This window comes from Bradyrhizobium sp. USDA 4461, assembly GCF_054055655.1.
The window spans coordinates 4327451-4343176 of sequence record NZ_JBSRXM010000001.1; the positions used below are offsets into that span (position 1 = coordinate 4327451).

Below are 15726 nucleotides of genomic sequence, written 5' to 3' on the forward strand. Positions count from 1 at the left end.
TTGGTACTCTAGAGGTGCCCGGCGATGGTCGACGTTGAGTCGATGAGATGGACTAGTGATCTTGCCTGACCGCTACCTTACGAAGAATCGCTCGACATACTCGATGGCATAAGCCCCAAGATCTCGGGCTGCCCGCCGCACTTGTTCTAACGCGAGCTCGGCCATTTAACGCTCATGCCGCTCGATCATGGTCACATAGATGACGTATTGGCACGGTTTCACACTCGGCGAGAAGTGGTGCGGGTACAACATGGCAGCACGAACGGAGGCGCCACCTCGAATTGTCACGTTGTTTGAGAGCTGTCATGAGATGAACACGCACGGATCAGTTGTGATCATAGGGAGCTGCCAGGATGACGATCGATCCATCGGCCAAGATTTGATGGGCCACTGTCGGCGCGCTTCATATGTTCGAATACATCGGTCCGATGATCCGAACGGGCAGGCCAATGAAACGATTGTTTTGACCGGTCAGAGGCCAAAGGCAGATGTGCCATTGCTAGGGCCGGCTATGTTCGGCGGTATAAGGTCTGCCTGCTGGCACCAGTAAGCAACAGGGCGCGCGTGAGGCTTGACCTCGTGATGGTGTTGTCCGGCGGGCGCGCCCCTCGGGTTACGATGAGCTCGGAAATCCATCTGTGGGCCGTTTCGCATGGAGCGGGGCGTGTAGCAGCGTCCGTGAGAGCAAGCATCTTGTTCTCGAAAGATGCGAGCATCCGAAAACCGATAGTAGGAGGGGGAGTAATGATGAACATCTGCGGCTTCCTCAGCAGATGGTTCGCTGAAGAGTGGTTCTGGAATGCTGCGCTGAGGACTGAGCTGGCGCCAGTTCATCAGCTGCCGGACAACGTCATCTACGTGGACTTCAAGGCGATCCGGGAAGCAAAGGAGCGGGCGTGCGGGCGCAGATCGTAGAGAAGCTGGAGGCCGGCCGGGTAAAAGACGGCCGGTTCGCGAGTGTGCCTGGATCAGGCCCTCATGGCCTGTTCCTTGTGCAGGGGCCGTGCGGATGCGAACTCAAAATCAGTGGATCAGTTCGACCTGGCTGGGAGCACGTCGCTGTCTCGACGCCGCGTCGTTGTCCGAACTGGGAGGAGATGTGCTTCGTAAAGGACCTGTTTTGGAACGAAGAAGAATGCGTGATGCAATTGCATCCGCCGCATTCGCAGTATGTCAATAACAGTCGGTATTGTTTGCATCTGTGGAAACCAACTCATCGGGACATTCCGATGCCGCCGGCAAGCTTTGTAGGCATTGTCGGGTTAGAGCCATCCGAAGCGGCAATAGTGTTCGCACGATTGAGCGCGATGGCATGACGAGGGCAACGATTTGCTGAAGAAAGAGTGAGCCACTGCGGAGAGGTTGCTCTGGACCGCCGGAAGGCGGGGGCTGGCGGGCATGTCGGGGATTTCCGCCAGTCGCGAGCGCGGAAGTTCTGCCTCTGATATCCGCACACCAGTCAGGAGGTGCTCTAAAGTGGCGCAACAGATGCTTCATATGCTGGAGCAGCCCGTTCCTGCGTGCGGAATGATGCTTGTGTTCACGGGCAACCACTCGGGCCAGAACTGCGTGCTTGTCGGCCGCCGCCCTGCGTTTGAAATCGGAAACGGCGAGCCAAGCGTGCGCTTGCCGAATGGTCGGGCTCGAGTGCGACAGCTCTTTCAAAGCTTATCAGTTCGTCAGCTCGTCGACAGCTTACAGCAATATCATTCGTGGGCAGAGCGTGAGCATCCCGCACTCGCTCTTGACTAACGTACGCTGAAGAGAGGCGAACCATCATGTATAATCGAGTTGGTGGCCAATCGATACGCTCTGATCAGGCCGACTTATCAAGTCAGTCCGTTGACAGTGGCAGCTTTGAACAAGCGCTTACCGGGTTAGTGCAACGGGAGAGCTTGCCGCCTGAGGAGTTGTCTGATCGAATGGGACTCTGTTGCAGCAGACCTCACACCTCAGACGCAAACGTTTACAGCCCGGAGGCTTCGAGCCCGAGCACGTCCTCTCTGTCCTCGGGTTCCAATCCGTCCTCTCCGGGAGGGCCGATTCGTCCTCTGTTTCAATACAGGACGGCTGAATTGCCTGGGGCCAACGTCAACGGTATCTGTGTCGGTTTGGCAGCGGAGTGGCTCCTCAATCAGCACAGCAGCCCTGCATCCCGAATGGGCGCGCTGCACCCGGGCGCGGAAAACCATGCCTCGGCGGCGGTGCGGCAGCAGCGGTATGAAGATCTCAAGACTGCGTTACGAAACGACAGGGCAGGGGGGTCTCACAACCTTCAGGCAAAAAGCACAATGCTGCGCGAAGCGGGTTTGGAGCCATCTAACGAACAGACGCGATACAAGTTTGGCTCATCTTCGCGCATTGCCCAGATAGTGAACGAAGTCACCGCGGACCCGTCGATCTATTTGCTTGGCTTACGTTTCGCCGCAGGTGGTGCACACACTATGGCAACGTCCACGTCGAATGGAATGACGACGCTCTTTGATCCGAATTATGGCGAGTTTACCGTTCGATCGGACCAAATGGGTGAGCTGTTCAAAAGCCTCGCCGACCGCTACGGCAACCTGAACGGACATGATATATCGACGGTCGTCACACAAAGGATGACCTGAGTATCTGGCTTTCGGTCGCGTTCCGATGTCCTTCCCCGATTTTCGCGGAATCGAGCCGAATCGAGCGCGATGCTACGTTGAAGGGAGGGCGCAGCTGATAGCTGCGTCCTCCTTTGCGGCCCCGAAGATGAAGGCGCCTTGATATAGCGGCTGCCCGATATCGATAGGTCGTCCATCCAGCCGTTTGCTTTCGCGGCGAGATATCGGACGTCGGATAACCCTTTCATTCCTTGGACTACTAAGCTCCTGACTGCGATGCTGACACTCCGGCGCGTTCGGGGAGGAAAGGTGAGGCACGACGGCGTCTGGCTTCGAGAAATCGTAAACGGCCTGGGCTTCGTTTCGGGAACGCGCATCTGCGACATCACCTTTGCCGTGATCCACAAATTGCAGCGTGCGATTGGCTTGCCCCTCGTCAGCTTTTCGAAAGCCAAGCCTCTTAGCATAGGCTCTCGTCTCTCGATTGATGTGGTCTATGACTGGCCTGGTGACAGTAACAGCCGGGCAGATCTGCAAGCGAGATTACATTCTCTAAACAGAAGGAGAGCTGTATGGATTTTAACCCAATCGACGGCGGCGGATCCCCAGGGTCTCCAGGAGCGTTCACCTGGACACAAGAGGATCAGGATCTATTCAGTCGGGTCATCAATGAACCCGGGCCATCCTCGTCCGGCGCGCCTGAGGAGACGGCGTACAATGTCTCGTTCGCCGTTCCCGAGAAGTTTGGGCACGGTTCTCAATCCGCCCCCGGACGAATGGTCGAGAGGCTGGGCCACTTGGGCCTCCTGCCCGACGCCGACCAACCGATCATGACTTATGAGATCCAGGGGCACCGCTACACGGCCGCGCTCGACCCGTCTAACGCCGTGCATCTCGTCCATAACCCTCCGGAGGATCAAAATGTTGGAGCCGGGCCGGCGGGCCTGCCAGATTTCGGATCATTTATCTTCGAGACCCGGCGCAGGGGCTTCCCGCTCCCGGAGCAGTGGGCGCCACTAGCCCTAATCGAGAAGCTGCGGGAAACGGGTTTCATGCCTAGCCCGAACAACCCAACAACCATTGCGCTTAATGGTCGGGCCTACAATGCCGAGCTAATGGATGGAGGATTCGTTCGGCTCAGGCGGGCTGCGTGAGAGCGCCGGGCCATCGTTGAACCAGCGGAGACGGGCTTTGCTAGAGCCTTGCGGCCGTCGGTTCGAGCTATCGACCGTTCAGAGACCCAGCAAGAACTGTTCCGCGCCGGCCTTGTGAATGTCGTTCGCGAGACCGACGCAAAGGGCGGCATCGGTGGATTCGATCAAAGCGTGGAGGCCGTCCCGTTCTGGCGGGATCAAGGACACCGCCTTGCCGCCAGGCCGAGCGTTTGAATTACGTCGATGTTTTCAGATGTGGTGACCCGAGCGAGCCGGAGGGGTTTCGCAGCCTACCCCTGCGCTGAGGGCGACCGTGTACATTCGGTGTCGGCCGCTGCGATCCAAGGCTGTAATCCAATGAAACTACTCCGATGAATCCCGAGTCGGATGTGCGCCAGTCAGATTTACGTCAGGTGCAAGACGTATCTTAAGCGCTAGAGCGCACAATTGTACAAAGCTCACTCGCACGTCAGGTTGGTGGCGAGTGACGTCCTGTCAACGCGGCCAAGCGGTTCCGCTCTGAAGCAAAAGTCGTTGAGGCCGTCGCCACGGGCCTCTATGCCGCCGTCGTAATCGGCGCATTCTAGCTCGCATGGGAGATTGATTTTGACGAGAGCCGACTGGAGAGCGAAGGAAGCCCGCGGATCAGAGATGGACTGGTCCAGCCCTGAAGCGGATCTTGGCGGCGGAAACGATCGCTCGAAGTTCAGTTCTGTCTTGCAGGGCTTGCGCTCTGAAGATCAGGACCCGGCTGCGGGCTCGGCCCGTCCGACTTCGGCCAGCGATGCCCGACGCCGCACGTCAACCGATCCTTCCGCAAATACGCATGTCGACGAACCAGCTTTGCGGTATTTGGCGCATCGCGGCGCGCCAAATTGGGAAGAAAGTTCGTCGCGTTCTGGCGCCGAGAGCCGCCGTGCCGATCAGCCCGGGAGTTCACGAGGTGCCTCTTCCTCGCACGGGCAATCTATATCGGACCTGGAGGCAGGTCCAAAGCGGCGGCGCCTGGATTATGTCGTCCCGCAGGGCACGCAAGCTGCGATTTCAGAACAGCAATGTAACGCCGCTCTGGACGCCATTTATTTCGCTCGCGACATTGCCGAATTCTCACGTGCAGTGGTGGAAAACGACAAGCGGCTGCAGCGGGCGGACAAGAAGATCCATGCGGCCTTTATGCAAAAGGCTGCCGCCCAGCTCAGAAGCCAATTTGTCACTCACTTCGAGGATGATATCCGCCGTAGGGAATCCTTCGGCTACGCCACGGCATGCAACGCTGTGAGTCGCGAGGCCGGCGGTCAGGAAGGCCTTGAAGCTTGCAAGGCGGTGGCATCTCGGGTGTCCCAGCTTTCCAATACGTTACTGCGCGAACTTAAGCCCGCTGCGCTTGCGCTGTTCGCGACATCATTCGGTCGGCAACAGCAGTCGAAGACATGCCGCAATGGAATCATCAGAATTGCCGAGTTTTGTCGCGACGAACCCAAGGCACTTGTCGCGGCGAATAGCCAAAATCTCTCGCTGCTGGTGAACGGTTTCAGCAAGTGGACGCAGGAGGCGGGGACTCGTGAGGGCACGGAAGCTATCGCTCGCGTGGTCCGTCGTGCCGGCCGCGACAGCGAGCTCGCTGATTTTGAGCAAAAACATTTGGCGATGCTTGTGAACGGGTTCAGCAAATGGCCGGACGCGCCAGACTGTCGCGACGGCACGTTTGCGATCGCGTCTGAGGTTCTTCGCCGCCGTGAGTTCGGGCTGTCCGATTTTGAGCCGCAGACACTGGCGAATCTGGTGAGCGGCTTCAGCAAGTGGCCGGACGGGGCGGACCCGCGCGAGGCCACGTTGGCGATCGCGAGTGAGGTGCTCCGCCGCGACCGCCGTGCTCGGCTCTCGGAATTCAATCACCAGAATCTGGCTAACCTGGTGAACGGCTTCAGCAAATGGCCGGACGCGCGGCACTGTCGTGACGCTACGCTTGCGATCGCGGGTGAGGTCCTTCGCCGCGGCGAGCTCTTCCATTTTAAACCGCAGGAACTGGCAAATCTGGTGAACGGTTTCATCAAGTGGTCGGACGCGCGGGACTCGTTCGATGCGACGTTTGCGATCGCGGGCGAGGTCCTGCGCCGCGGTGCCCGGCATTTTGAAAGCCAGCACTTGGCGATGCTTGTGAACGGCTTCAGCAAATGGCCGGATGCGCGGGACTGTCGTGACGCTACGCTTGCGATCGCGGGTGAGGTCCTTCGCCGCGACCGTTATGCCGGGCTCTCTAAACTCACTCACCAGCAAGTGGCCAACCTGGTGAACGGCTTTAGCAAGTGGCCGGACGAGCCGGATACGCGCGACGCCACGTTTGCGATCGCGGGTGAGGTCCTTCGCCGCGACCGCCATGTCCGGCTCTCTGAATTCACCTACCAGGAACTGGCTAACCTGGTGAACGGGCTGAGCAAGTGGGCGGATGCGCCGGACTGTCGCGGCGCAACGGTTGCGATCGCGGGTGAGGTCCTTCGCCGCAGCGCCCGGCTCTCTCAGTTTATTCCGCAGGAGCTGGGGAACCTGGTCAACGGCTTCGGCAAGTGGCCGGACGCGCCGGACTGTCGCGAGGCGACGTTTGCGATCGCGGGTGAGCTGCTTCGCCGTGCCGAACTCTCCCATTTTTCCCACCAGCACCTCGCTAATCTGGTGAACGGTTTCAGCAAGTGGCCGGACGCGCGTGACTGCCGCGAGGCCACGTCTGCGATCGCGCATGAGGTCCTTCGCCGCGGCACCCAGCTCTCTCATTTTACTCCGCAGGAGGTGGCGAACCTGGTGAACGGCTTCAGCAAGTGGCCTGACGCGCCGGACTGTGGCGACGCTACGGTTGCGATCGCGGGTGAGGTCGTTCGCCGCGGCGCGCGCGGTGAGTTCGCACTCTCTGGTTTCAATCGTCGGGACTTTGCGCACCTGGTGAACGGCTTCAGCAAATGGCCGAATGCGCCGGCCTGCCGCGGCGCCACATTTGCGATCGCGGGTGAGATCCTTCGTCGCGGTACCCGGCATTTTAGCGACCAGCACTTGGCGATGCTTGTGAACGGCTTCAGCAAATGGCCGGACGCGCCGGACTGTCCCGAGGCCACGTTTGCGATCGCGCGTGAGGTCCTTCGCGCCGAACTCCTCGATTTTGCTCCGCAGGCACTGGCAAACCTAGTGAACGGGTTCAGCAAGTGGCCGGACGCGCAGGACTGTCGCGGCGCGACCTGTGCGATCGCGCATGAGGTCCTTCACCGCGCCGAACTCTCTGATTTTAGCCCCCAGGGATTGACGAACCTGGTGAACGGATTCAGCAAGTGGCCGGAGGCGCCGGACTGTCGCAAGGCTGCGTTTGCCATTGCGGGTGAGGTCCTCCGCCGCGGCGCGCGCGGTGAGTTTGCACTCTCTGATTTCAATAGTCAGGACTTTGCGAACCTGGTGAACGGCTTCAGCAAATGGCCGGAGAGTGAGGATTGTCTCAAAGCCACGATGGCAATCGCCCGGGAAACCCGTCAGCATCAGCTCTCCAATTTCCCTCCACAGGCAGTGGCGAACCTTCTGAACGGCTTCAGCAAGTGGCCTGAGGAGCCTATATGCTGGCAGTCCACCATGGACATCGCGCGCGAATTGGGAGCTGGAGCGCAGCGATTTGGTGTGTTCACCACGCCTGAACTGGCCATGCTCGCCAACGCTCTGTCCCGAACGATCATGAGGGCGGAGGAGAGTGGGGAGATTACGGATGCTGCTCTGCCGAAGGATCGGTTGCACAAGCTCGCCCACTACCTGCACTATGATAATGATCGCCTGTCGAAGGCTGAGGTTCTGAGTATCACGAACATTTTCAAGGCGCTGGGTAAGGCTGGCCTATTCGATGATCTCGGTTTGCTCGCGCCGACCGGCTTGAGTCGGCTCTCTCAATTGCATTCAGCTGCTGGTTTTTCCGCCGAGAACAACCTCGAAACCATGGGTAATCTGAGTGCTGCTCTGCTGCCGCTCGCGCGCAGCCTAGAGAAGCCACTGCGCTGGCACCGCAGGCAGGCTCTCAACGTGCTCAACGATCTTCAGCCCGTGCTCGAGCAAAAGATCAAGGCGCATCTGAACGCGGGCGATGCCGAGCGGATTCGTGGGCCCCTTGCGAGCCGGAGCCCCGCTTTATCGATCTATCAGACGCTCAAGGCCCGTGCGGCGCTGGAGAGATTGTTCAGGTCACCCTATGTCGAGGGCAACGGGGCAAATTTACGGGCCAGGCAGAAAGAGCTGCAGCGCGGCACGAGAGAGATCCTGGCAAGCGCTCGCGACCTGATTCAAGGTGATCTGTCCAGCATGAGCTGGAATCTGATTGCGCAGATCGAGGCGGACAGTCCGGTGGACGCGCTGGACTTGTTCATGGAGCAGGATGCGGCGGCGATCCAGGCGCAACATCCTCCGTCGGTGTTCGACGTGCATCAGGTATTGCGAGCCATGGACCACGCCCCGAGGTCTCCGCAGGGTGAGGCGGGACTGATGCAGCTGCCGGTCGTGGACATGCATGGGGGCCCGTTGGCCATGGAGCCGGAGACGCGGTACTCGATTTTCCATCGCCTGACTTCGGGGGTCCTACCCGTCGTGGCGGTACAACTCCCGGCACCCCCGAGCGCATTCATGCTAGCGCGTACGGTAAATGTGAACGGTATCCCATACCGGATGGACCTGTTCGGCGGCAGCAGGTTAAAGCCGCCACGATTGACTGTGTCTCAAATTGCGAGCCGCACTCGAGACGAACAGGCAAAGCCGTCGGGGGGAAAGCTGCTGGCGATTCCCTATGCCGAAACCGCGCCGGGTACAGCATTCGAGCAGTTGTCGCGCGCGTGGGCCCCTTTCAAAGAGGCCTATTATTATACTCAGCGCAGAGGCTTTGCGGCGCCTCCGGCGATCAAAGGCCTGTCACCCCACGACTCCGCGCTGGAAGGCGCCTTCAAACTGGCGCTGCTGCCGGACCGCCCTGCGAACGAGGGGCATCCGTTCCAGCTGAGGGGGCCGGACGGACCCATTGCATTGCGACCGCACGACGGCTGCGGCTTCATCCGAGCCTCGCTGGCCAAGCTTATGCCAGCTGTTCGCCGCGCCGGTGAGCAGGAAGGTCCTGACCGCGTGCATGCCTTTGCCGAGGGAACGAGAGCGTCCTTGCCAGCGATGGCCTTGCAACATTATCCGCGCAGCGAGCAAGTAGCCGATGAGGCCCGGCAGAAGGCGATGAGCTGGCTTGAGAGTCGGGTAAAGCAAGAACTGACGTCGGAGGAGCTGTTTCGGGTCGTAACAGCCGCGAACATCAATGGTCCGGGCGCCATCGCCATCCCATCCGGTGATGGCTGTCTGCATGTGCCGAGGCTCAAGAGCGAAACATTGACCGGGGGTGGCGTGCTGATCGGGCGATCGCCCTACGACCAACCCAACCTCCGTCCGTTCGCCTTCGATCGGGTCAGGTCAGCCGCGGATGGGGACCCGACTGCGGCGTTTCTCGATCAGTGCGTGACCATACAATACAGCTTCAACGTCGCCCAGAAGTCGGGGGAGGATCTGGCAGTCGATGATCCGACTTTCTTTGCCAAGGGGCTTCTGATCGTGGTGCCTGATGAAATGTGGCCGGCCGACTTCGCCGACCGTGGCTTGGTGATGTCCGCCGAGGACGTCAAGTGCCATTCGAGCTGGATCAAGGGCAAGGACCGCGTAACGGCGGACAGCGCGCTCGATTGTATCGGGATCCTGCAGGCCACTGAGATCTTCGCTCCGGGGTCCCTGGTTGCCATCCCGCCTGATGAACAGAAAAAACTCGACGGCGACTTCGATGGCGATACGGCCATTATCATTGCCGACCGGCCGCAGCTTTACGAGCATGTCAGGCAATTCGACCAAGAGGAGCAAGCTCGCGGACTCCGCTCGCTCAAGCCGCCAAAATCCCATACCCCGGCGATTGAGGACGGTCGCTATAATTTCGGTCGCGCTAGCCAGATTCTTGCCGCCACGCGGAACGTTCTGGAAACCTATACCGGCCTGCAGCGAGGTTTTCTGGCTCAATCACATGAAGCCCGGCAGTGGTTTGCCGAACGTGCCATATTCGGCACGTACGAAGGCATTGACCGAGAGCTCAAGCGAGACATCCGCGCCCTCCTGGAGCAGGAACAGGTTAGTGCTCACGACGTCCGGGACAAGCTCGAGAAGGCGCGGCACGATTTCGAGCTCGCACACCATCCCGTCGCGCGCGAGACGGCCGAGTTGCTTCTCACCGAACTCGAGGCGTGGGCCGCAGGTCTCGACCGGCAAGTCCCGCCCGAACTCCCGCCCGAAACAGCCGCCCCTGCGAATGAAAGACAGCTCGTAATGAGCCAAGAGCTTTGCGAGCTGTTTCCGCCGCTAGCCGAGACCTATCCGGCGACGGCTCACCCACGGGACCGCGTCCAGCTTCTGGTCGATCGCTACCCTACGCGCATCGACCCCCGACCGGATGGTTACATGCCGCACGACCTCGTGCAAAGTGCAAAAAACCTGCTGAGCATCGGCATCAAGGTCGGAACTGACGCCTACAAATCCGACACTGGCGCTTACGCCTTTATGATCAAGAGCAGGCAGCTTCAGCGCCTGCTGCAACAGACACCCGGGTTGAAATCGGCTCCATACACCAAGAGCTTGGCGGCTACCCTCAACCAAGGTCGTTTCGATGTCGATGCGGCCTTGGAGGATCTCAAGGACAATCCGACGCTGGCGGCTTCGGTCATGCAAGCCTCGATCAAGCTTGCTGCCGAGCGGGGGATTCTGCGCGAACCCTCGGCTCTAACGCTTGCTGCCGAAGATGTCGCCACCACAATCACGTTGACTCGCGAGGAGGCGGCACAGCGCGCCCAAATGGAGACTTCTCGCGCTCAAGCCGAAGAGAAGGACATCACCCGGACGGCAAAGTCGGTTGCCGAAGCCCTAAAGGGTGCCGGCATCGAGGTGAAGATGCCCCATTTGGCAAAGCGTCTTAGATCGCCAAGCTCAATGACAGACGAGCTCACCGGAATCCAGGCCAGCTCTGAGACCGGCGTCCAGCTTTTCAACAACGCTGTACGACACGTCTTCGAATTCTCTGACAGGGATTTTACACGTGCCTTCAAGAAAGCCATTCTAGCGTTCGAGGAGAGCGGGTATAGCGAGGTCAGCACGACTAACTGGTTCAGGACGCGATCGCGGACCTTCGCTGGCATCAAGACAGTGCTCGCCACCCCTGGCGGTTACCGTTTTGAGCTCGAGTTTCACACGGCAGACAGCTACAAGGCCAAGCTCGACAATCATGAGACGTACAAGGAGCTGCAGAAGCTCAGACGGCTACAGCGAGGGAGCGAAGAGCCCCGGGATGAATCTATAGCCGAGCAACTCCTGGAGCGCGCGCGACGGGCGTGCACCGAGGTTGTGATCCCAGAGGGTGCCGCAGAGATCCCCCATTGGGAAGCCAAAGCCGGCAACAGCGTTGGCGCTGGCCCTGCTCGTGTGTCGAACGTGGCCCGGCCCACACGCGCACCGCGGTCGGCGCGCGCAACAGAGATTGTGGGCGCCCTCGACAACCGCCCGATCGTGCTCGTTGGCATGATGGGGGCCGGGAAATCCACTGTGGGACCTGCACTCGCAAAGCAGCTGGGGCTGACATTCGTCGACTCCGATAAGGAGATCGAGGCGAAGGCTGGTAAGTCCATAACCAAGATTTTCGCGGAGGACGGCGAGGCGCATTTCAGGGATCTCGAGGCGAATGAGATCAGCCGGCTGCTCGATCGGGGGCCGCTGGTGCTCGCAACCGGTGGTGGAGCCTTCATGTCCGAAGAAGTCCGGCGTCGTGTCGGCGAGAAGGCGGTTTCGATCTGGCTTAATACCAACGAGGACGTGATCAGGCGCAACCTGCGACACGACACCAACCGTCCGAAAATACAAACCGCAGACCGGGACGAGATGATCACAAAGCTGATGGAGCAGCGCAATCCAGTGTATCAGCTCGCCAATCTCACGATTGCCCCACAGGACCGGCGGGAACTCAAGAGCGCGGATGCTTGTCTTAGCGAGCTGCACGGCTATCTCTGCGCCGGCGGCAGGCTAGACGCTGGACAATCTGGCTCGGTTAAGGAGGAGCCCGCTGCCTCAAGCGCCGTGAGGCCGCGAGCTTCGGTCGCGCAGGAGCAGATGCCATGACCCACGTCACTATCGACTACGGCTCTCCGGTCAGACATCCATCGCAGTGCCGGACCTGTGCTCGATTTTCCGTCGACGCCGCACGACTTGTGATGTCAAACATTTCAAATCTGGGAGCCCTGGCCGTTGCCGGCCTCGTGGACGGCGGCCACGGATTTGCCAGGTGATGATATCGCGGCCGATTACGCTCTGCCGCACGAGCAGTTGCAGGGGCATGATCAGTTTCTTGCGGGGCAGACGCGGCTGGTTGGGCCCACGCAAAGTCATCTGCTGGCGGCGAAATAACCTTCAGGAAACCTTAATGGGATTGTCCACGACCAGAATGGCAACGGCGCTGCGCCAGGCTATACCGAATACCTCGACGCCATCAGCGACCCCGACTGCGCCACGCGCTCAAAATAGATGTCAAGCGCCAATCAAATGGGCCTCAGGGATACGATCACATCCGTAACACAACAAATGCGCCCATGGGGCCCGAGCAGTTCGATCCCAGCGTCGTCGACTGGAGGGCACTCGAGGCCGCCGTCAACGCATTGTCGGAAATGTGGAAGCCGCGCCGGCGGTTCGTGACGAATGTCGGAAAGCTGACGTACTCAGGCCCTGAGAAAGCGCGTAGAACAGCGACTTCAGTTGGCGCGCCGCTTGCTTCATTCACGGCGTCAGCAGGAGATTACCTATGTTGCTAGCTGTGGTGGAGCGATACGTCGAGTATCCAGCGAAAGAGCGTCGTCTGCACTGAATCCTGAACTAAACGTTGCAGTTCTTCGACGTCTGAAGCCAAGTTCGAAATACGCACTCCGATCGGGTCCACGAGCCCGCGAGCCGCGTGCGCCTTGGTGTTTCCAGAGATTGGACGCTCCAGATATCTGTTCATAGAAGTCACTCGTGCGGATATGAGAAGAAGCCCGACGATCTCACGGTTGAACGTAGCGAATGCGTATCCCGTCGATGTGTACGTATCTCCTGTCAACTTGACAGCCAATGGCAGAGCACATCTGGGACATGCCGCGGGGCCGTACCTCAGAATGGATATTGTGCAGAAGCACCTCAAGAGAGCGGGCCATCATGTCCGTTCGGGACTGACGACCGACGGTTTCGAGAATCATGTCCTGGTTCGAGCGGCCCGTGAGAACGTCGATCCGTCCGACCTAGCCCATGCTTTCCATAGAAAAATCGTCGAGGATCTCGCCTCGGTAGGCGTCGTTTTCGATCATTTCGATGATCCGGCGTATGGCAGGAATCTGCGGCGCTTTTCGAAGGTCGGCAACGCGCTCATGGGCGCCCTGTCTGCAGCGGGCTCGCTGCATTTCTCCGCGGTGCACTTGCCAATGGACGATGCGGGTTCTGCCGCCACACCACGGGAAGAGCGGTTCTGCATCGGAGGCTGGTTCGGTGCTACCTGTCCGGTTTGCCTGGCCGCAGCAGGTAGCTTCTTCTGCGAACGGTGTGGACATCATTTCGAGCCCGAGGAAGCGTTGAATCCGTTATCGAGGCGCGGGCGGATTGTCGAGTGGCCAGAGAATATTTCCGCGTTCCTTTCAATTTCGGAAAAGGACCTGCTTCTAAGAGCTTGGGACGATACTGCCATCGAAGCCGGCTTTCTGGAGATAGGACATCGATATGTCGCGCGCAAAGGACAGCGAATGCGTCTGACCGTGCCAGGACTCCACGGGGTGGCCTGGAAGTCGCGGCATTTCGACACCCAGCAGATACTGTTTAGCTACTCCTCGCTACTCTACGCTCATTCTCTCTATTGCGGGGAAAAGGACAGGGAGGACGCGGGCAAGCCAAGTCCCTTTGCGCGCGAGTCCGATGCGTTTCTCATCGGCGGTACCGGTATCGATAACACCATTCCGATGCTTGTCGGAGTTACTGGATGCGCGTTAAGCCAGAACTCGTTTCGTTCGTTCGATCGAATTTTCTTTAATCACTTCCTTCGGCTGAACGGATCGAAGTTCTCGACCAGTCGCGGGCACGTGATCTGGGCAGGTGAAATTGCCAGGATTCCAGATATATCCGTCGATGTACTTAGAGTCTACCTGTCCGAAATCTGCCCGGAAGAAGCTGAGACCGATTTGGTGCCAGAACAACTGGTCCATCGTTACAATGCCGTTCTCGATAAGCTATCTGCGGCCATCGACCGCTGCACGGAGGCCATAGACGCGATGCCGGCTCTTGCTGGATGTCACGTCGATAGCGCCATGATGGTCACGCTGGATGGGCTCTATGAGAAGCAGTGCGCCGCACTTTCGCTCGATCATCTGCGCGTATCACAAGTGTCGAGACCGGTCATCGATTGGGTCGATCATCTTGACGGCGCGCCGGACCATCAGTGCGCTTACACTTGGCTTATGGGCTTCAGCATACTGGCTTGGCCGCTGATGCCCAAGATAGCAGGAGCCTTGTGGCACTGGCTCGGTCATGGTGGACATCCCGTTGCTGCACGTGCATCGACACCTTTATTCCAACGATGCGGAACCGCACCGCAGATCGGTGGGCGCAGGTTGGCGGTTGCGGATATTGCACGATGCCTTCCGGGGAAGATTGCAGCATGACGCGCGCCGCAAACACCGCTCCGGCGGAGAAACTGCCCAGTACGGTCCCCTTGGAAGTTTCCATCCCTTTCATGCTTGGTAGTATCAGCCTGGCCACATCCTATGGCTCAAGCTTCTTCCTCGTGGATGCCCTAGGGTCGATTCGGCAGAGCGCCACGACCGCTGGCGCCGTCATTTCGACCGGCACGATCGCGACAATACTGTGTTCGCTCGTCGTCGGCCGTGTCGCCGATTCACTTGGCTTGACGCGAACTATCAGCGCGGCCGCGGTGATGATGACGATCGCGATGGCATGCTTCGCATCAGCGTCAACTTCGACGCTCTTCGCTTACCTCGGTGGATTTTTTCTCGGCATTGGGTGGTCCAGCTTTTATATGCTGGCGCCGCTCGAAGTCCTGAGGCACGTCCGGTCTGAGGCTCGTATCAAGTATCTTACCCTGCTTTCAGGGTCTCAAATGCTTGGTATTGGACTTGCTGTTCCTCTCGCGCGCGCCGTCGCCGACACTGCAGGATCCTATATTGCGGTTTATGCCCTGTTCGCCGCGGCATGTCTGGTCGGCGCGACCTTCTTCGAGTTTGCCGGCAGCAGGGTGGCCCACGCTGCTCAACCGAGAATGCCGAATCTAGGTCTCACCCTGGACAGCGTGATGGAGGTCTTCAGATCGAGCACGCGCTATCCGATCATCATGATCGGCGTAGGGGGATGCGTTTTCGCAGGTCTTTTCACGTTCCAAACGCTTTACGCGGCGTCCCGGGCGCAATCTGCCGACACGTTCTTTCTCGTCTTCACGCTGACCGCCGTTTTCATGCGATTTGCGGTTGCACCGATCATCGGAAAATTCCGCATTGAACGCACGATCGCCGTGCTCTTCATGTGCACAATTGCCGGACTGCTGATCCTCTTCGTAAATGTAGACAGTACGGCGATCTACATCTTCGGAACAATGGTGTTCGCGCTGGGATACGGTCTAAGCTATTCGACGCTGAACAGCATGGCCGTCGATCTTGCCGATCAGGATGGGACCCCCCTTGCCATTGCGTCTCAGGTATTCACGCTCTCCTACTTCGTCGGCCTGTTCGGATTTCCGAGCATCGCCGGACAAATCGTGAAGGCCAGCAGCTTCGATCATCTTCTGATGAGCATGATGATGCTTGTCGTCGCCAATACGGCAATTCTTGCGACACAGGTGTTCTCGGCCGGCCGGCCGCACTGACCAGCTTCTTGCGGAGAATCAC

7 protein-coding genes are annotated in these 15726 nt (G+C 59.3%); all 7 read left to right on the plus strand.

The genetic code is table 11. From position 1 onward, the window contains the following. Positions 1–744 precede the first annotated feature (744 nt). The 7 genes from ACVINW_RS20040 to ACVINW_RS20070 all read left to right on the plus strand — a co-directional run bounded on the left by ACVINW_RS20040 (position 745) and on the right by ACVINW_RS20070 (position 15704). Positions 745–915 carry a hypothetical protein gene (locus ACVINW_RS20040; protein ID WP_456752876.1) on the plus strand — a complete coding sequence of 57 codons (171 nt, stop codon included), beginning with the start codon at positions 745–747 and terminating at the stop codon, positions 913–915. A gap of 77 nt (positions 916–992) precedes the next feature. Then, complete coding sequence (locus ACVINW_RS20045; protein ID WP_456756447.1) at positions 993–1316, plus strand: DUF7694 domain-containing protein; 324 nt, start codon at positions 993–995, stop codon at positions 1314–1316. 606 nt (positions 1317–1922) lie between these two features. Next, the gene (locus ACVINW_RS20050; RefSeq protein ID WP_456756448.1) at positions 1923–2612 is read left to right on the plus strand and encodes a YopT-type cysteine protease domain-containing protein; all 690 of its coding nucleotides are present in this window, start codon (positions 1923–1925) and stop codon (positions 2610–2612) included. 551 nt (positions 2613–3163) lie between these two features. Continuing rightward, complete coding sequence (locus ACVINW_RS20055; protein WP_456752877.1) at positions 3164–3745, plus strand: hypothetical protein; 582 nt, start codon at positions 3164–3166, stop codon at positions 3743–3745. 651 nt (positions 3746–4396) lie between these two features. Further along, positions 4397–11935, plus strand: a complete 7539-nt coding sequence (locus ACVINW_RS20060; protein ID WP_456752878.1) for a shikimate kinase — start codon at positions 4397–4399, stop codon at positions 11933–11935. A gap of 893 nt (positions 11936–12828) precedes the next feature. Further along, positions 12829–14490, plus strand: a complete 1662-nt coding sequence (locus ACVINW_RS20065) for a class I tRNA ligase family protein (RefSeq protein ID WP_456756449.1) — start codon at positions 12829–12831, stop codon at positions 14488–14490. After that, a complete protein-coding gene (locus tag ACVINW_RS20070; RefSeq protein WP_456752879.1) occupies positions 14487–15704 on the plus strand; it encodes an MFS transporter in 1218 nt (405 codons plus the stop codon). The genes ACVINW_RS20065 and ACVINW_RS20070 overlap by 4 nt, the downstream gene beginning before the upstream one ends. Positions 15705–15726: the final 22 nt, after the last annotated feature.